At 71.6% G+C, this 15,820-nt stretch carries 14 protein-coding genes and 1 pseudogene; 8 read left to right on the top strand and 7 right to left on the bottom strand.

Annotation, left to right across the window (positions count from 1 at the left end; translation table 11 throughout):
* Nucleotide 1 precedes the first annotated feature (1 nt).
* On the bottom strand, nt 2-2,095 hold the full coding sequence (locus ACFYZ3_RS33435; RefSeq protein ID WP_388525723.1) for a SpoIIE family protein phosphatase: 2,094 nt from the start codon (nt 2,093-2,095) through the stop codon (nt 2-4).
* Between the two features lie 196 nt (nt 2,096-2,291).
* Here ACFYZ3_RS33435 and ACFYZ3_RS33430 point away from each other — a divergent pair, with 196 nt between their 5' ends.
* Complete coding sequence (locus tag ACFYZ3_RS33430) at nt 2,292-3,050, top strand: cobalt-precorrin-6A reductase (protein WP_388525721.1); 759 nt, start codon at nt 2,292-2,294, stop codon at nt 3,048-3,050.
* 96 nt (nt 3,051-3,146) lie between these two features.
* On the opposite strand, the gene ACFYZ3_RS33425 is transcribed toward ACFYZ3_RS33430, so the two are convergent.
* Nucleotides 3,147-3,803 (bottom strand): precorrin-8X methylmutase, encoded by a 657-nt coding sequence (locus ACFYZ3_RS33425; protein ID WP_388525719.1) that lies wholly within the window; start codon nt 3,801-3,803, stop codon nt 3,147-3,149.
* Nucleotides 3,804-3,947: 144 nt separating this feature from the next.
* Here ACFYZ3_RS33425 and ACFYZ3_RS33420 point away from each other — a divergent pair, with 144 nt between their 5' ends.
* Entirely contained in the window at nt 3,948-4,358 is a 411-nt protein-coding gene (locus tag ACFYZ3_RS33420) for a four-helix bundle copper-binding protein (RefSeq protein ID WP_388525716.1), read from the top strand.
* A gap of 37 nt (nt 4,359-4,395) precedes the next feature.
* Here ACFYZ3_RS33420 and ACFYZ3_RS33415 read toward each other — a convergent pair whose 3' ends face one another.
* Together ACFYZ3_RS33415 and ACFYZ3_RS33410 are read right to left on the bottom strand one after the other, a co-directional pair.
* Entirely contained in the window at nt 4,396-4,923 is a 528-nt protein-coding gene (locus tag ACFYZ3_RS33415) for a DUF4396 domain-containing protein (RefSeq protein WP_388525869.1), read from the bottom strand.
* A 59-nt stretch (nt 4,924-4,982) separates the two neighbouring features.
* Nucleotides 4,983-6,200, bottom strand: a complete 1,218-nt coding sequence (locus ACFYZ3_RS33410) for a cation:proton antiporter (protein WP_388525713.1) — start codon at nt 6,198-6,200, stop codon at nt 4,983-4,985.
* A 226-nt stretch (nt 6,201-6,426) separates the two neighbouring features.
* On the opposite strand from ACFYZ3_RS33410, the pseudogene ACFYZ3_RS33405 reads away from it, so the two are divergent.
* Nucleotides 6,427-7,361: pseudogene (locus tag ACFYZ3_RS33405) on the top strand (phosphotransferase).
* A gap of 72 nt (nt 7,362-7,433) precedes the next feature.
* Here the strand turns inward: ACFYZ3_RS33405 and ACFYZ3_RS33400 are convergent.
* Together ACFYZ3_RS33400 and ACFYZ3_RS33395 are read right to left on the bottom strand one after the other, a co-directional pair.
* Entirely contained in the window at nt 7,434-7,976 is a 543-nt protein-coding gene (locus tag ACFYZ3_RS33400) for a hypothetical protein (RefSeq protein ID WP_388525710.1), read from the bottom strand.
* Nucleotides 7,973-9,280, bottom strand: coding sequence for a hypothetical protein (locus tag ACFYZ3_RS33395; RefSeq protein WP_388525707.1), 1,308 nt, complete (start codon nt 9,278-9,280; stop codon nt 7,973-7,975). Before ACFYZ3_RS33395 ends, ACFYZ3_RS33400 begins: the two co-directional genes overlap by 4 nt.
* Nucleotides 9,281-9,450: 170 nt before the next feature.
* Here ACFYZ3_RS33395 and ACFYZ3_RS33390 point away from each other — a divergent pair, with 170 nt between their 5' ends.
* Nucleotides 9,451-11,985, top strand: coding sequence for an ATP-binding protein (locus ACFYZ3_RS33390; RefSeq protein ID WP_388525704.1), 2,535 nt, complete (start codon nt 9,451-9,453; stop codon nt 11,983-11,985).
* A gap of 70 nt (nt 11,986-12,055) precedes the next feature.
* On the opposite strand, the gene ACFYZ3_RS33385 is transcribed toward ACFYZ3_RS33390, so the two are convergent.
* Nucleotides 12,056-13,555 (bottom strand): SulP family inorganic anion transporter, encoded by a 1,500-nt coding sequence (locus tag ACFYZ3_RS33385; RefSeq protein WP_388525701.1) that lies wholly within the window; start codon nt 13,553-13,555, stop codon nt 12,056-12,058.
* Nucleotides 13,556-13,953: 398 nt separating this feature from the next.
* Between ACFYZ3_RS33385 and ACFYZ3_RS33380 the strand changes: the two genes are divergently transcribed.
* The 4 genes from ACFYZ3_RS33380 (at nt 13,954) to ACFYZ3_RS33365 (ending at nt 15,807) form a co-directional block, all read left to right on the top strand.
* Nucleotides 13,954-14,397 (top strand): MerR family transcriptional regulator, encoded by a 444-nt coding sequence (locus ACFYZ3_RS33380; protein WP_388525866.1) that lies wholly within the window; start codon nt 13,954-13,956, stop codon nt 14,395-14,397.
* Complete coding sequence (locus ACFYZ3_RS33375; protein WP_388525698.1) at nt 14,394-14,927, top strand: CbrC family protein; 534 nt, start codon at nt 14,394-14,396, stop codon at nt 14,925-14,927. Before ACFYZ3_RS33380 ends, ACFYZ3_RS33375 begins: the two co-directional genes overlap by 4 nt.
* Before the next feature lie 188 nt (nt 14,928-15,115).
* Nucleotides 15,116-15,484: a type II toxin-antitoxin system RelE/ParE family toxin gene (locus ACFYZ3_RS33370; protein WP_224221507.1), complete on the top strand. Its 369-nt coding sequence runs from the start codon at nt 15,116-15,118 to the stop codon at nt 15,482-15,484.
* Nucleotides 15,484-15,807 (top strand): helix-turn-helix domain-containing protein, encoded by a 324-nt coding sequence (locus ACFYZ3_RS33365; protein WP_388525694.1) that lies wholly within the window; start codon nt 15,484-15,486, stop codon nt 15,805-15,807. The genes ACFYZ3_RS33370 and ACFYZ3_RS33365 overlap by 1 nt, the downstream gene beginning before the upstream one ends.
* Nucleotides 15,808-15,820 lie beyond the last annotated feature (13 nt).

Genomic DNA, 15,820 nt, shown 5'->3' with positions numbered 1-15,820 from the left:
CTCACGGTTCCGCCGCCTCCGTCACGTCGAAGGCGTCCAGCAGGCCGGACGTGTCCGGCGGCCCCGCGTCGAGCCGCTGCTCGGACCAGATGGTCTTGTCGTGCCGGCTGTGCCGGACGCCCCAGTGGGTGCTGAGCCGCATCACGATGAACAGGCCGCGGCCGCCCTCGTCGTTCTCCCGGGCCCGGCGCAGATGGGGGCTGGCGCTGTTGGCGTCCGTGACCTCGGTCAGCAGCCGGCCCCGGTCGCGGATGAGCCGCAGCCGTACCGGGCCCTTGCCGTAGCGGATGGCGTTGGTGACGAGTTCGCTGACGACGAGTTCGGTGGTGTAGGCCGCCTCGTCGAGGCCCCAGGAGGCGAGCTGCCGGTCGACGAGCCGCCGGGCGGTGCCCACCACGGAGGCGTCGGCGGGCAGCGTCCAGTCCGCGACGTGCTCCGGCGACAGGGCGCGGGTGCGCGCGATCAGGAGCACGGCGTCGTCGTGGCGGGAGGGCGCCATGTGGTAGACGGCGGTGTCGCACAGCTCCTGAAGCGGCCGGGTCGTGGAGGCGAGGATGTGTTCGAGGCGGCGCCGGGCGGCGTCCCCCTGGTCGCCGTCGCCCCCGGTGAGGCCGTTGGTGTGCAGGGCCAGCAGGGTTCCGGGCGCCAGTTCGAGCACGGCCGGGGTGAAGACGTGTCCGCCGCCGGTCCCGAGCGGCGGCCCCTGGGGGACGTCCACGGTGCGGGGGACTCCGTCCGGGTCGATGACGACGGGTGCGGGATGCCCCGCGCGGACCATGGTGCAGTGCTGGGAGACGGGGTTGTAGACGGTGACCGCGCAGGTCGCCACCGGGGCGCCCGGACCCGGCCCGGAGGCGTCCGCCAGCTGGGAGGCGACCTCGTCCAGGTGGGTCAGCAGCTCGTCCGTCTCCAGGTCCCGAAGCGCGAGGGTGCGCACGGCGAGGCGGAGCTGCCCCATCGTGGCCGCCGCCTCGATGCCGTGGCCGGAGACGTCACCGACGACGAGGGCGACGCGCGTGCCGGACAGGGGGACGACGTCGAACCAGTCGCCGCCGGCGCTCTCGGGAAGGTACACGTGGGCGGTCTCCACCGCCGAGAGCAGCGGGATCGCGCCGGGCTGCAACCGCCGCTGGAGCGCGGCCGCCACGGTGTGCTCGCGCCGGTAGCTGTGTGCGTTGTCCAGGTGCACGGAGGCGGTGAACGCCGCCTGCCGGGCCACGTCCAGATCGGCCTCCTCGAAGGGGTCTGTCCGGTGCCGGTACAGGGTCAGCAGCCCGAGCACGGTGTCCCGGGCCAGCAGCGGGGCGACGATCATGGAGTGCACGCCGGTCCGGACCAGCGGCTCGAAGCCCTCCGGGTCGGTGGACAGCCAGGGGTCGTCGGACGAGATCCGGACCAGCCGGGCCCGCATGTCGTTGAGGACCTGGGTGTACGGGGTGGGGAAGGGCAGCGGGCGGCTGTCGCCCTCCTTGCGGCTCACCTCGGCGGTCGGCGGGGCGAAGGCCACCCGGCGCAGCGGAACCTCCGTCGGCGGGGGACCGGCCGCCCGCTCGGCCGCGACGACACCGTCGTCCAGCAGGTCGACGGTGGCCGCGTCGGCGAAGGCGGGCACCAGGGCCGCCACCAGCTCGTCGCCGGTGGTCCGTACGTCCAGCGTGGAGCCGACTCTCGCGTGCACCTCGCTGAGCACGGCGAGCCGGTCCGCCGCGGCCTGCCGCTCGGTCACGTCCTCGACCACGCCCACCAGACCGGGCTTGCCGTCGCCGAGGTCGTGCAGCGGGAAGAGGGACACCTCGACGGCGAGGGTGCGGTGCGGGCCGGACGGCGCCCTGCCGCGGACCAGCCGGCCGCGCAACGCCTCGCCGGTCGCCTGGACCTCGTCGATCAGACCCTGGAGTTCGCCCGCTTCGAACCCGGGGGCGAAGTCGGCGATGCCCTGTCCTACGACGTCCTCCTCGGACAGCCCCCGCACCCCCCGGCCGGCGGGGTTGTAGCGGGTGACCTTCTGCTCGGAGTCGAAGACGAACAGGCCCTGGGGCGAGTTGGCGAACAGCGCGTTGAGTACCGCGGCGTCGCCGATGGGATCGCCAGTCACCGCATGCTCTCCCTTCGCGGCCTTCCCCCCTCACCTTCCTCACCTTCTCGCATCGGCCCCGTCCGGCAACTCGGCCGGCGGATGTGCTTGGCTCGACGCGACCGACAGCGCGAACCGGGGAGCGCGAACCGGGGAGCGCGAACCGGGGAGCGGGAACCGGGGGAAGCGGGAACCGGGGGAAGGGAGACGGACTGCCGTGCACGTGCTCATCCTCGGCGGCACCACGGAGGCCCGCCGCCTCGCCGAACTGCTGGCGGCCGGACAGCCGGCAGGGCTCCGTGTGACGACCTCCCTGGCAGGACGGGTCTCCGCGCCCAGGACGCCACCGGGCGAGGTACGCATCGGCGGCTTCGGCGGCGCCGAAGGACTCGCCGCCTGGCTTCGCGGGCACGCCGTCGACCTGCTCGTCGACGCCACGCACCCCTTCGCCGACACCATCACCCGCAACGCGGCACACGCCGCCGCCACCACCCGGGTCCCACTACTCGCGCTGCGCCGCCCCGGCTGGCGGCCGGTCGAGGGCGACGTCTGGCACGAGGCGGGCTCCCTGGCGGAGGCCGCCGAGCTGCTGCCCGCGCTCGGCCGGCGGGTCTTCCTGACCATCGGCCGCATGGGCCTGGCCGCCTTCGCCGCCCTGGCCGACCCGTGGTTCCTCGTACGGTCCGTCGACGCGCCCGAGGCGCCCTGCCCGCCCCGCATGGAGGTCCTGCTGGACCGCGGCCCCTTCACCCTCGACGGGGAGCGCGAGCTGCTGCGCCGGCACCGGATCGACGTCCTGGTCACCAAGGACAGCGGGGGAGCGGCCACCGCCCCGAAGCTGACGGCGGCCCGTGAGGCGGGGCTGCCGGTGCTCGTGGTGCGCAGGCCCCCGGTGCCCGAGGGGGTACCGGTCGTGGCCGAACCCGCACAGGCGGCCCAGTGGGTCAGAGAGGCACAGGCGGGCCACCGGCCCTAGTCCCCGTACCGAGACCCGTACCAAGAGCCGTACCGAGTCCCGTACCGGCCGCTGTCCGTGTCCGTCCGCCCTCCTCCCTCCGCCTTCCTCCTCGCGTCACTCCTCCTCGCGGGCGATCGCGTTGATCGCGGCGGCGGCCAGCGCGCTGCCCCCGCGGCGCCCCCGTACGACGAGGTGCTCCGTCCCGGACGGGTGGGCGGCCAGCGCGTCCTTGGACTCGGCGGCACCGACGAAGCCGACGGGTACGCCGATGACCGCGGCCGGGCGCGGAGCCCCCTCGTCGATCATCTCCAGGAGCCGGAAGAGCGCGGTGGGCGCGTTGCCGACGGCGACCACGGCGCCGTCCAGCCGGTCGCGCCACAGCTCCAGCGCGGCGGCGCTGCGCGTGGTGCCGAGCCGGGCCGCCAGCTCGGGGACGGCGGGGTCGGACAGGGTGCACACGACGTCGTTGTCCGCGGGCAGCCGGGCGCGCGTCACACCGCTCGCCACCATCCGCACGTCGCACAGCACGGGCGCACCGGCCAGCAGGGCCTCGCGGGCACGGGAGACGACGCCGGGGGACCAGGACAGGTCGCGGACCAGGTCGACCATGCCGCAGGCGTGGATCATCCGGACCGCGACCCGGCCGACGTCGGCGGGCAGCCCGGACAGGTCGGCCTCCGCGCGGATGGTGGCGAAGGACTGGCGGTAGATGGCCGCGCCGTCCTTCTCGTACTCGTACTCGTTCTCGTTCCTGGAGTCGTACGGGGTCACGGCGCTCTTCTCGCTGTTCTCGGTCGGCGGACGGCCACGGCGGGGAGCATACCGACAGGTGTGCGGCGGCGGTTTGCGGTGCGCCGCACGGTGAAACCCGGCCGGAACCCAGTCGTACGCGTGAACGGAAGGGAAGCGGCCACCATGCCCACCACCGTCAACGACCTGCTCCGTACCTACCCGGCCGACCTGGGCGGCGTGGACCGGGAGGCCATGGCCAGGTGCATCGAGGAGTGCCTCGGGTGCGCCCAGGCGTGCACCGCGTGCGCCGACGCCTGTCTGTCGGAGCCCACCGTCGCCGATCTGGCCAAGTGCATCCGCACCGACATGGACTGCGCCGACGTCTGCACCGCCACGGCCGCGGTCCTGTCCCGGCACACGGGCTACGACGCCAACGTGACCCGGGCCGTGCTCCAGGCCTGCGCGACCGTCTGCGCGGCGTGCGGCGACGAGTGCGCCCGGCACGCCGACATGCACGAGCACTGCCGGGTCTGCGCCGAGGCGTGCCGGAGCTGTGAGCAGGCGTGCGAGGAACTGCTCGCCGGCCTGGGCTGACCCGGGCCGAGACCCGCGCGGTCAGTGGTACGCGCGGTCAGTGGTAGGCGTGGACGACGGCGTGGCCCTTGCCGCGGCCGATCATCCACTTGTTGACCGGCGTGGTGATCACGAACGCCACGGCGAAGCCGCCGAGCAGGGCGTACCAGAACAGCCCGTCCGACAGGTGCGCGTCCATCGCGCCCGGTACGAGGGCGATGATCCCGTTGTCGACCAGTTCCATCACGGCGATGGAGACGGTGTCGGCGGCCAGCGCCACCTTGACCGCGGCCTTCATGGACACCCCGGCGCGCACCACCGCGAAGAGGGTGAGGGAGTAGCCGAAGACGAAGGCCAGGGCGATGGCCAGCACCATGGTCGGCACGTTGCCCCACATCAGCGCGGTGCCGACGACCATGCCGAGGATCTCGCCGATGGCGCACCCGGTGAGGCAGTGCAGCGTGGCCTGCATGGCGGTCGCCCACGTGGTGCCGTGCCCGTGTCCCTGTCCGTGCCCGTGCCCGTGCCCGTGGGTCCGACCGTTCCCGGCGCCTGCGGGGGCGGTGTGGTGCGTGCTGTGGTCCATGTGGCGGTCCATGGCAGAGAGGATATACCCCCCGGGGGTACCTGGTCCAGGGTGGGGTGTCACCAGGCCTCCGAGTCGGATTCCTTGGCCCCGCCCGTCGCGGGTGCCGTCCGGCCCGTCCCCCGTACCCGCGCCGCCACCAGCGGGAACACGAGCACGGAGACCATCGCGGCACCGACCAGCGAAGCCGCCCGGTCCGTGGCGATCAGCTCCTGGTCGACGCCGATCGTCGTGATGGCGACGACCAGCGGCAGGCACGTCGAGCTGAACAGCGCCAGCGCCGCCCGGTCCCCGCGGCCGAGGTCCCTGGGCGCGAGGAGGTGGACCGGGCCACCGTGCACCAGCAGGAAGAGCAGCAGGAACCCCGGCACCAGCAGCAGCGCCCCCGGGTCGTGCAGCAGCGCGTCCAGGTCGAACTCGATGCCGGTGACCACGTAGAAGAGGGGCACGAGGAAGCCGAAGCCCATGGCCTCCACCTTGCCGAGGACCTCCCCGCTGCTCGCGGGCGCGGCCCGGTGCAGTACGAGCCGGGTCAGGACGCCGGCCGCGAACGCGCCCAGCAGGACGTCGAGTCCGAAGACCTCGGCGAGGCCCAGCATGCAGGCGAGCAGCAGCATCACGAACCGGACCGCGAACTGGCCGCTGCTGTGCAGGGTCAGCTCGGTCAGCCGGGCGAACCAGGGCGGTCTCGGGCGCAGTGCCCAGAACACGGCGAGGGCCGTGATCGCCCCGAACGCGGCCAGCAGCGCCGCCGACTCGGCCGGCCGCCGCCCGCTGAGCAGCAGCGCCACGGCGATCACGGGCCCGAACTCGCCGACCGCGCCGAACGCCGAGATCACCGTCCCGAACCGGCCGCGCAGCTCGCCGCTGTCCCGCAGCATCGGCAGTACGGTGCCGAGCGTGGTGCTGGTGAGCGCGGTGCCGACGACGAACGCCTCGAAGACGTCACCGCCGCTGACGAGCAGCGCCAACGCGATCCCGGCGACGAGGGCGATCGGCCAGGACCACAGGGAGCGGCGCAGGGTGTCGCCCCGGACGGCGGCGAAGTCGATCTCGTAGCCGGCCAGGAAGATGAGCATGGACAGGCCGAGGTCGGCCAGCGTGTCGACGACGTCGTCGGGGCGGGCCCAGCCGAGCACGTCCGGACCCATCAGGATGCCGAGCGCGATCTCGAAGATGACCAGGGGGACGCGGACCCGCCGCCCCGTCGCGTGGACGAGGACCGGCGCCAGGACCGCGGCGGCCAGGATCAGGACGAGGGTGCCCGGGTGGCTCACGGGACACCGCCGGGCCGCCCGGCCACGGACTGACGCGCACGTCGCCGCCCCGCGTTCCGTGCCATCGACGCTCCCTCGCGTACGGCGTGCCGGGACGGGACGCCGACGGCGCCCGCCCCCTGCCACTGTCGCCCGCAGGGCAGACCGGGGCTACCGGGCGTACGCCGGAAGGAGGAGCGGCGAATCTCCGTTGCTCCCCGGCATGCGGTGGCCTAGCGTCCCGGTCATGCTGCCCCCGGTGGAATCGGACGAAGAGTGGGACGCGGTCGTCCCCGACGAGACGGTGATGCGCCGCGGTGCGGCCGACCTGTGCGCACGCCTGGGCCTCGCCGGCCAACCGCTGACCCGCTTCCCGGACGGCTCCCAGCCGGTCTACGCGGTGGGCGACGAGCACGTGCTCAAGCTGTTCCCGGGGGCCGCCGCGCAGCACGGCATCGCGGAGGGCCGCGTCCTCACCCACCTCCAGGGACGGCTGCCGACACCGACCCCGCGGGTCCGTGACTTCGGCCCCTGCGAGAACGGCTGGCAGTACGTCCTGATGTCCCGCCTCCGCGGCGAGAACCTCGCCCGCGCCTGGGACCGCGTGCCCCGCGACCACCGCGAACGGCTCGTCACCGAGGTCGGGGAAACCCTCGCGGTACTGCACTCCCTCGACCCCGGTCCCCTCGGGGACGTCCTCGGCCCCGGCGACTGGGGCGCCTTCCTGGACCGTCAGCGAGCCGGCGCCGTACGACAGCAGCGCGCCCACGGGCTGCCGGCCGGCTGGCTGGCTGGCTGGAGCAGATCCCCGACTTCCTGGCCTCGGTCCCGCTGCCGCGCGACCCGGACGGCTGCCTGCTGCACACCGAGGTGATGCGGCAGCACCTCCTGGTCGACCCCGACGGGTGGCGGCCGACCGGGCTCTTCGACTTCGAACCCGCCATGATCGGTGACCGCGCCTACGACTTCGTGGGCGTCGGCCTGTTCGTCACCGGCGGCGACCCGGACCTGCTGGCCCGCCTGGCCAAGGCGTACGGCCACACCTTCGACCCGTCGGTACTGCTCGCGTACACGCTCCTGCACGTGTACAGCAACCTCCCCTGGTACCTGCGCGAACTGCCCGTACCCGGCGCGGAAACACTCCCGGTGCTCGCGGAGGCGTGGTTCGGCACGACGGGGTGACGCGCGCCAGGCGCTCCCTGCCCCCTGCCTCCTGCTCCCCGATTCCTGGCTCAGCCCGGTCCGGCCCGGCCGTCAGGCCGACTTCAGGGCTGCGGCGCCTGCCGCCACGTAGAACACGATGAACAGGGCCGGGATCCACAGCTCCACCAGCGTGAGCGGGACGTACTGCCTGAGCGTCTTCCCGTCGCCCAGTTCCGCCCACTCGGCGTCGTACGAGCGCGCGGGCAGCCGCTGCTCGAGCGCGCCGATGACCTTGTACTTCGCCCGGTTGAGCTGCCGGTAGGAGGTGATGAGCAGGAACCAGGCTCCGCATTGGCCCACGGCGACGAGCCCGGCCACCACCAGCCCCCAGGCCGGCGTGCCCCGCAGGACGGTGCCGCCGACCGCGCCGACGGCGGCCAGCAGAGCCGCGTTGACCGTCAGGAAGAAGGTGTTGGTCAGGCTCCTGCGGGCGCTGATCCGGTCGGCCATCTCCACGCAGAGCCTGTACTGCTCCATGATCGCCGCCTGGTACTTCTCCCTGTCCGCGGTGTAATGCCTGGCGTCCAGGCCGCCGTTCCACAGTCGGTCGTCCAACTCGGTGAGGGCGTGGGCGTCCGTCGCGTCAGCACTCACGCGGGCACTTCCTCGGCGTCCCCGGCCTCCGGCGGCGGCAGTTCCCCCTCGACCTCGCGCACCTTGATGTCGATCCTTCCCGGCTTGTTGCGGGACGGGGCGACCTCCTCGACGGCGACCCACACCCGCCTGCCCTCTTCGACCCGGCTGGCCTCCAGTTCCTCGCGCAGCGACTGCGACATCCTGCGCGCGTGCAACAGGGCGAGCGTGGGCAGGTCCGGGTATCCGTCCAGCTTCACCAGCACGAATCCCGCGTTCGGGACGCTTACGGTCGCACCTTGTCGCTCCCCGACCCGGGGGTACGCGTCCAGCGACGGGGCCGGAGGCGGAATGGTGGCAGCCGGCACACCGGTCGGCTGGTTGGCGAGCGCGATGTCGATGCGCTGGCGCGCCCGGTCGATCCACCTGATGACGACGGGGACCTCGTCCTGCTCCTTCAGCCCCGTCGCCTCATGGTCCCGCACCCGGGAGCGGCCGCCGCCGGGCAACTCGACCCAGACACCCGCCTTGTTCACCTCGTACACGCGTGCGGTGAATGCCGAGCCACGCCGATAGGTCTGTTCCCACTCCTCCCACGGATCTTCGCCTTCCTGCTGCGTGAAGATGAGGGTGTTCTCCCGATTCACGAAAAATCCGGAGACTTCCTTGCCGACGAAAAACCTCTGCGACATGTGGTCCGGGACGACGTCCCGGTAGCTCACGTCTTGTTTGTGCATCTCGGCGATGCGACGCGGATTGCGGATGTCGCGCACTCGGATATGGTCCTCGCTGATCTCCTCGACCCTGGCTTTGGCGCGGAACTGGTCGGGGATATAGGGGCGCAGATCCATCTCGGGCTCACGCCGTTGCTGACGCATCGCTTCGATCTCCGCGTGCAGACTGCTGCGCAGCTTGGCCAGGCCCCTGAAGCTCCACTCGTACGACACCACGCGGAACTGCCCCTGGGTGTTGCTGGGCACCACGGCGCCCTCGTGCGCGATCACCACGAGCCGTTTCCTCAGGCACAGCGCCCAGGCCAGCTCCATGGCGACGGACGTCGAGGGAACGGAGAGATCGGCGACCACGAAGCCGGCCCGGTCGATCCCGGACCAGGCGACGTCCATCGCGCTCTCGGTGGTACCCGGAGCCTTGTCGGCGCGCTCGGCGCGCAGTTCCCAGTTCCTGATCCAGTCCTCGAAGTGACCTTCGTACAGATCGTCGAAGTTCTCCACGCGGCCGTTCGGCAGTTCCTTCTCGTCGTAGGGCATCGCGAAAAAGACCATGTCCTCTTCGGCCGACCCTCGACGTCGCAGATCCAGTGTCATTCTTCCTCCGCTGATGGCGCTCCAGTTCGATCAGAGCGCCGCGCCGTCCCCGGCGTCCGCTGCCGACGGGTGATTGATCTTGAGCATCGGGGACGGCGGGATTTGTTCGCCACCTGGCGGGAGGAGCCATAATCAATGAATCAATCCGAATGTCCGGGAGGTGGTCCGAGTTGGCGGGCAGGCCGGGGCGTCGGGAACAGCCGCTCGACCCACGAGAGGGTCCGCTCGAACGCTTCGCGCTGGGGCTGCGGGCTCTGCGCCACCGGGCCGGGCTCACCTACACGGAGATGGCTGAGGCGGCCCGGTACTCCGCCAGCACCCTGTCCCAGGCCGCCGCCGGGCAGCGGCTCCCCACCCGAGAGGTACTCCGCGCCTACGTCCGCGCCTGCGGAGGGGACCCGCACGGATGGGAAGAGCGCTGGGAGTCCGTACGACGTGAGGTCCACGGGGCCGAGAAGCGGGAGAAGGCCTCCCGCGCCACCCGGCGTCGTCCCGACCAGGCGGAGGCCACGAGCTTTGTGGGCCGCGAGCCCGAACTGGCCGCCGGCAGCGGGCTTCTGGAGCGGTGCCGGCTGGTCACGCTGGTCGGGACGGGCGGGGTCGGCAAGACCCGGCTGGCCAGGCGCATCGTCCGTGAGGTGGCCGAGCGGTTCGAGGACGGTACGTACTGTGCCGAGCTGGCCGACCTGGGCAGCGGCGACGCGATCGTCGAGGCGGTCACCTCGGCCGTCGGCGTGGAGGTCGCGTCGGGGCAGGACCCCTTGCACACGCTGGCCGGGGCACTGCGCGGACGGAAGGTCCTCCTCCTGCTCGACAACTGCGAGCACGTGCTGGACGGTTGCGCCCACGCCGTCCGCGACCTGCTCGCGCTCCTGCCGGACCTCCGCGTGCTCGCCACCAGCCGGCAACCACTCGACGTCGGCGCCGAGCACGTGCTGCGGGTGAGGCCACTGGACCTGCCGGCCGTGGGGCGTGGTCATCCGCTCCACGGCCCCGCCGGGGACGAGGACCCCATGGCCTCACCGGCCGTGACTCTCTTCGCCGACCGGGCCGAGGCGGCCTCGCCCGGCTTCCGGGTCACCGAGGCGAACCGGCACACCGTCGCCCGCGTGTGCCGGCGGCTGGACGGCCTTCCCCTCGCCCTGGAGATCGCCGCACGCCGGCTGCGCACAGTGACCATCGAGGAACTTCTGGAACGACTCGACCACCGGTTCCGCCTGCTCGGTCCCGGCGGCCGTGACCGCACGGTTCACCCCCGCCACCAGGCACTGCGCGCGCTCTTCGACTGGAGCTACGAGTTGTGCACCGAGGCAGAGCGAAGGGCCTGGCAGCAGCTGTCGCTGTGTTCCGGCGGGGCGCTGCTGGCCGATGCCGAGCAACTCTGCGCAAGCGCCGGCGAACATGACGTGCCCGTTTCCGACGCAGCCGACGACGCCTTCGAAGCCGTGGCCGGGCTCGTGGACAAGTCACTGCTCACCAGCGAGGAGACCGGCGGCCAGACCCGTCTGCACATGCTTGAGACCGTTCGCGCCTACGGGCAGGAACGCCTCGCCGAAAGCGGCCGGGCACAGCACGCCCTACGACGCCATCGCGCCTGGTATCTCGGCCTGGCCGCACGAGCGGGAAACGCCTACGGCTCCCGCGAAGAGGCCGGCTGGCTGCGTCGCCTGCGCGCCGAACACCCCAATCTGCGGCAGATCGTCACCGCACCGCCCCCGGTCGGTGAACCGGCGGAGACCGTACTGCGCGCCTCCCTCGGCTTCTGGCTGCACTGTCTGACGTCGGCCAACGTGGGAGAGGGCGCACGTTGGATGCGCAAGACACTCGAACGGAACCCGCGGCCTCCGTCCCCCGAGGCCGTCGGCATCTGGTGCCAAGCGGTCTGGGTGGCCGGCTTCCTGCTGCTTCTCCACGGGGATCACGGCAGGACCGGGGACATGATCAGCCGGGGCGAACGAGCCCTGGCCGGCATGCCCGCCGCGTCCGGCTCCACGGGCCCCTCCGCGCACCGGGCGAGCAGGGCCGAAATCTTCGCCGCATTCCTCCAGTTACGCGGCTTGGCGGCACTGATCTCCGGCGACACGGAGGCCTCGGCGGCATACGCGCGGTCCTCCCTGGCGATCGGACAGTGGTCCGACTCCCTGTTGACGCACGCACAGTGCATCGCCCAACTCGGCTTCACCGCCGTCATCCAGGGCGACCGTGCACGCTCCACCGCCTTGCTCGAACAGGCCCTCGCGATGTCCGAGGCCCGAGGGGACACATGGCACCGGTGCTACCTGCTGTGGGCCCTCGCCGTGGACCACGGCGAGGCCGAGCGACCGGAGGTCGCCCTGCGACTCCTGCACCGCGCGCTCCAGCACACCGGGGAGATCGACGAACACCTGGGAGAGGCAGTCCTCGGCGAGACCCTGGCCTGGGTGTCCTCCTCCTACGGCGACGTACGCTCGGCGGCAGTCGTACTGGGGGCCGTGGACCGCGTGTGGCACCCGTCCGGCACCCCTCGGCTCTTCGGCTTCGCTCTCCTGACCTCCCACCGCGAACGCTGCATCCGCAACGCCCGTACGTCCCTCGGTGACATCGAGTACGCACGTGCGTACCAGGAGGGCCAGACCCTCGGTCTGCGTCACGCGCTGGAGAGGGCGTTCCGGAACAACGGGCAGGAAGCGGCGACCGGCGCCCGCCCCGGTCCCGCGCCGGGGTAGGGCACCGGTGGAGACCGGAGAACCCCGGCTGCCGGGCCGGGGTGCACTGCTGCGGGCTCCGGCGCGAGGGTCAGTGGCTGCCGGTGAGTTCGCCGGTGAGCTTGCCGTGGAGGTCGGCGCTCGGGGTGTTCAGGCCGGTGATCTCGACGGTCTTGCCGCGCTGCCCGTACTTCGTCTCGATCGCGTCCAGGGCGGCCACGGAGGAGGCGTCCCAGATGTGGGCCGCGGACAGGTCGATGACGACCCGGTCCGGGTCGCCCGCGTAGTCGAACTGGCCGACGAGGTCGTTGGAGGAGGCGAAGAACAGCTCTCCGGTGACCCGGTAGACGACCGTGCTGCCGTCAGGGTCCGTGACGGCGGTGACCTGGGCGAGGTGGGCGACGCGCCGGGCGAAGATGACCATGGCGGTGACGGTGCCGACGACGACGCCGATGGCGAGGTTGTCGGTGGCGACCACGACGATCACCGTGATGACCATGACGGCGATCTCCCCGGCGGGCATCCGCCTCAGGGTCTTCGGCGCGATGGAGTGCCAGTCGAAGGTGCCGAAGGCGACCATGACCATGACGGCGACCAGAGCGGCCATGGGGATGTCGGAGACGACCGGGCCGAAGACGATGCACAGCACCATCAGGAACGAGCCGGCGAGGAAGGTGGAGACGCGGGTACGAGCGCCGGACACCTTCACGTTGATCATGGTCTGACCGATCATGGCGCAGCCGCCCATGCCGCCGAAGAAGCCGGTGACGATGTTGGCGACGCCCTGGCCGATGGACTCGCGGGTCTTGGAGGAGTGGGTGTCGGTGATGTCGTCGACGAGCCTGGCGGTCATCAGCGACTCCATCAGGCCGACCAGCGCCATGGCGAGCGCGTAGGGCGCGACGGTGGTCAGGGTGTCCAGGGTGAAGGGCACGTCGGGCAGGCCCGGCACCGGCAGCGAGGACGGCAGCTCGCCCTTGTCGCCGACGGTGGGCACCGCGATCCCGGCGGCGACGGTGATCACGGTGAGGATGACGATGGACACCAGCGGGGCCGGGACCACCCTGGTGACCTTCGGGAAGAACACCATCAGCGCCAGGCCGCCGATGATCAGCGGGTAGACCGGCCAGGGCACGTCGTGCATCTCCGGCACCTGCGCCATGAAGATCATGACGGCGAGGGCGTTGACGAAGCCGGTCATCACCGACCGGGGCACGAACCGCATGAGCCTGGCCACCCCCAGCGCGCCCAGGACGATCTGGAAGACGCCGGCCAGGATGACGGTCGCGACCAGGTAGCCCAGACCGTGTTCCCGGTTCACCGGCGCGATGACGAGCGCGACCGCGCCGGTGGCGGCCGAGATCATCGCGCGGCGACCGCCGACGATCGAGATCGTCACGGCCATGGTGAAGGAGGCGAACAGGCCGATCGCCGGGTCGACACCGGCGATGATCGAGAAGGAGATGGCCTCCGGGATCAGGGCCAGGGCGACGACCAGGCCGGCCAGGACCTCGGTGCGCCAGACCTTCGGATCGTTCAGCCAGTCGGGCTTGAGGGCGCGCAGCCGCGCGGCGGGAGTCGAGGGAGTCACAGCAGCGGAAGACAAGGAGATGCGTACCTGTCGTGCTCGGGCACACCCACGGGCAGGCCGGGCGTGCGGCAAGGGCGGGCGACCCGCGCACGGGCCGGAAGTCTCAAGGGCGAGGGAGGCTAGGGAGGCGGGGCGGGGCCGACGCGGTCCCGGCCGGGCGACTCACATCCAGGGGCGAAGGGTCACGGCGGGCACGCGGCGGCGGCGATCGGCGTCAGGGGCTCGCGCACGCTCTCTCCCGCGGGAATCGGATCTTCGCCGGGGGCGTCATCGGCCCCGGAACGGCAGGGTGGGCAGCCGAGGCCGCCCTCACCGTCCCCAACTCTACCCTAACGTTAGAGTAGAGGTCGGCGAGCCGACGGGCCGACGGGAAGAGCCAGGAGAACGGCGTGGACGACGTGGACGACAGGCACATGCAGATCGGTGAGGTCGCCGCGCGGACGGAGCTGTCCCTGCGCACCATCCGGCACTACGAGGAGACCGGCCTGGTCATCCCCTCCGCCCGGTCCCAGGGCGGCTTCCGCCTCTACACCGAGACCGACGTCGCCCGGCTCATGGTCATCCGCCGCATGAAGCCGCTCGGCTTCACCCTCGAGCAGATGCGCGACCTGCTCGACGCCACCGACCGCCTGGACGGCGACGCCGCTCTCGACACGGCCGAGCGCGACGCCCTGCTGCAACGCGTCCGCACGTACCACCAGGCCGCCGCCGAACAGGTGGGCAAACTCCGGACCCAGCTGGCCCGCGCCGAGGACTTCGCCACCACCCTGGCCACCCGCCTGGACCAGACCGCCCCGGCCACCGGCACGCGGCAGGGCGGCGGCATCATGAAGTCGCGATGAACGTCGACCTGCCCTTCTTCCGGTATCACCCGGACCCCGTGGCAAGCGGGTCCATCCACGCGTCCGCCGAGTCGTGCGTCTGCTGCGGCCGCAGCACGGGCTGGATCTACACAGCCACCTTCTACTCGGCGCATGAGGTCGGTGGACGCTTCTGCCCCTGGTGCATCGCAGACGGGAGCGCGGCTGATCGTTTCGCGGGTGAATTCACCGACTCCTACGGTCTCGACGGCGTGAGCGGCGACGTGCTGCACGAGGTCACCCGCCGCACACCCGGGTTCCACGCCTGGCAGGATCCGCACTGGCTCGTCCACTGCTACGACGCCAGTGCCTTCGTGGGTGAAGTCGGGTACAGCGAGTTGGCGGAGCACCCCGAAGCGCTCGAGCAGCTGCGGACCGACCTGCGCATGGATGGCTGCCATGACGAAAGCCGGCTTGAGAGCCTCTTGACCCACCTCGGCGGGGGGATGACCGCCATGCTCTTCCGTTGCACCGTCTGTGGTGACCACCTCGCCTATGCCGACGCGTCCTGAAGGCCGTCTGTCGTGACGAGCCCACATCAAGCGGAAAGGTGTGCTGGTAGCTGTCCGGTCCGGGAACCCGTCCTCGTGTGAGTCGTACCCGTGCCGGCCGGGCCAGTGGCCGCGCGAGTTACAGGCGCGCGGCACCGAGGCCTGCGGCGGCTTGCGTCATGCATTTCGAGGTATATACCGTTGATTGCATGACGGAGCGATGGCAGATCGAGATCGAGCCCGAAGTGCGGGATTGGCTGGAGTTGCTTCCGTTCCGCCTGTACCGGCGGGTCGAGGACAAGACGGACCGGCTGCTGGACGAGCCGACGACCCTTGGAGAGCCGTACTCGCGCCACCTGGGCGGCAAACTACGAGAGCTCCGTTTCGAGTTGGACGGCGAGGCGGTGCGCATCCCCTACTGGCTCGCGCCCGGGCAGCGGATCGTGCTGCTGACGGTCTTCCGCAAGACGAGGATGCGTGAGGCAGCAGAAGTTGAGCGCGCGCACCAAGTCCAGAAGGTCTGCGAGACCGAACACGGCCACGCCCAGCACATCTACGAGCGGCGCAAGGAGAGCTGATGAATCACAGCACATGGAGGACGCGTCGGACTCGGCAGCTCGCGGGTGAGTCGGTGGAGTACGACCAGGAGTACGTCGACGCCCGCCTGGCCGGCGACCTCGGGCAGGCGGTCTACGACCGGCGGATCGAGCTCGGCCTGTCTCAGACGGAACTGGCAGAGCGGGCCGGGATGACCCAGCCCCAGGTCTCCCGGATGGAGGGGGGTGACACCGTGCCGACGCTCCCGCTGCTGCGGCGGTTGGCCAAGGCTTTGGACGGCACGCTGAACCTCACCATTGACGAAGGTGACTCACACGTCACCTTCACCCCGCACGCCGCCTGAACCGGTGAAGGGC

Source organism: Streptomyces sp. NPDC001599, from assembly GCF_042893535.1.
Taxonomy (GTDB): Bacteria; Actinomycetota; Actinomycetes; order Streptomycetales; family Streptomycetaceae; genus Streptomyces.
This window is presented reverse-complemented; position numbering and strand designations above follow the sequence as displayed.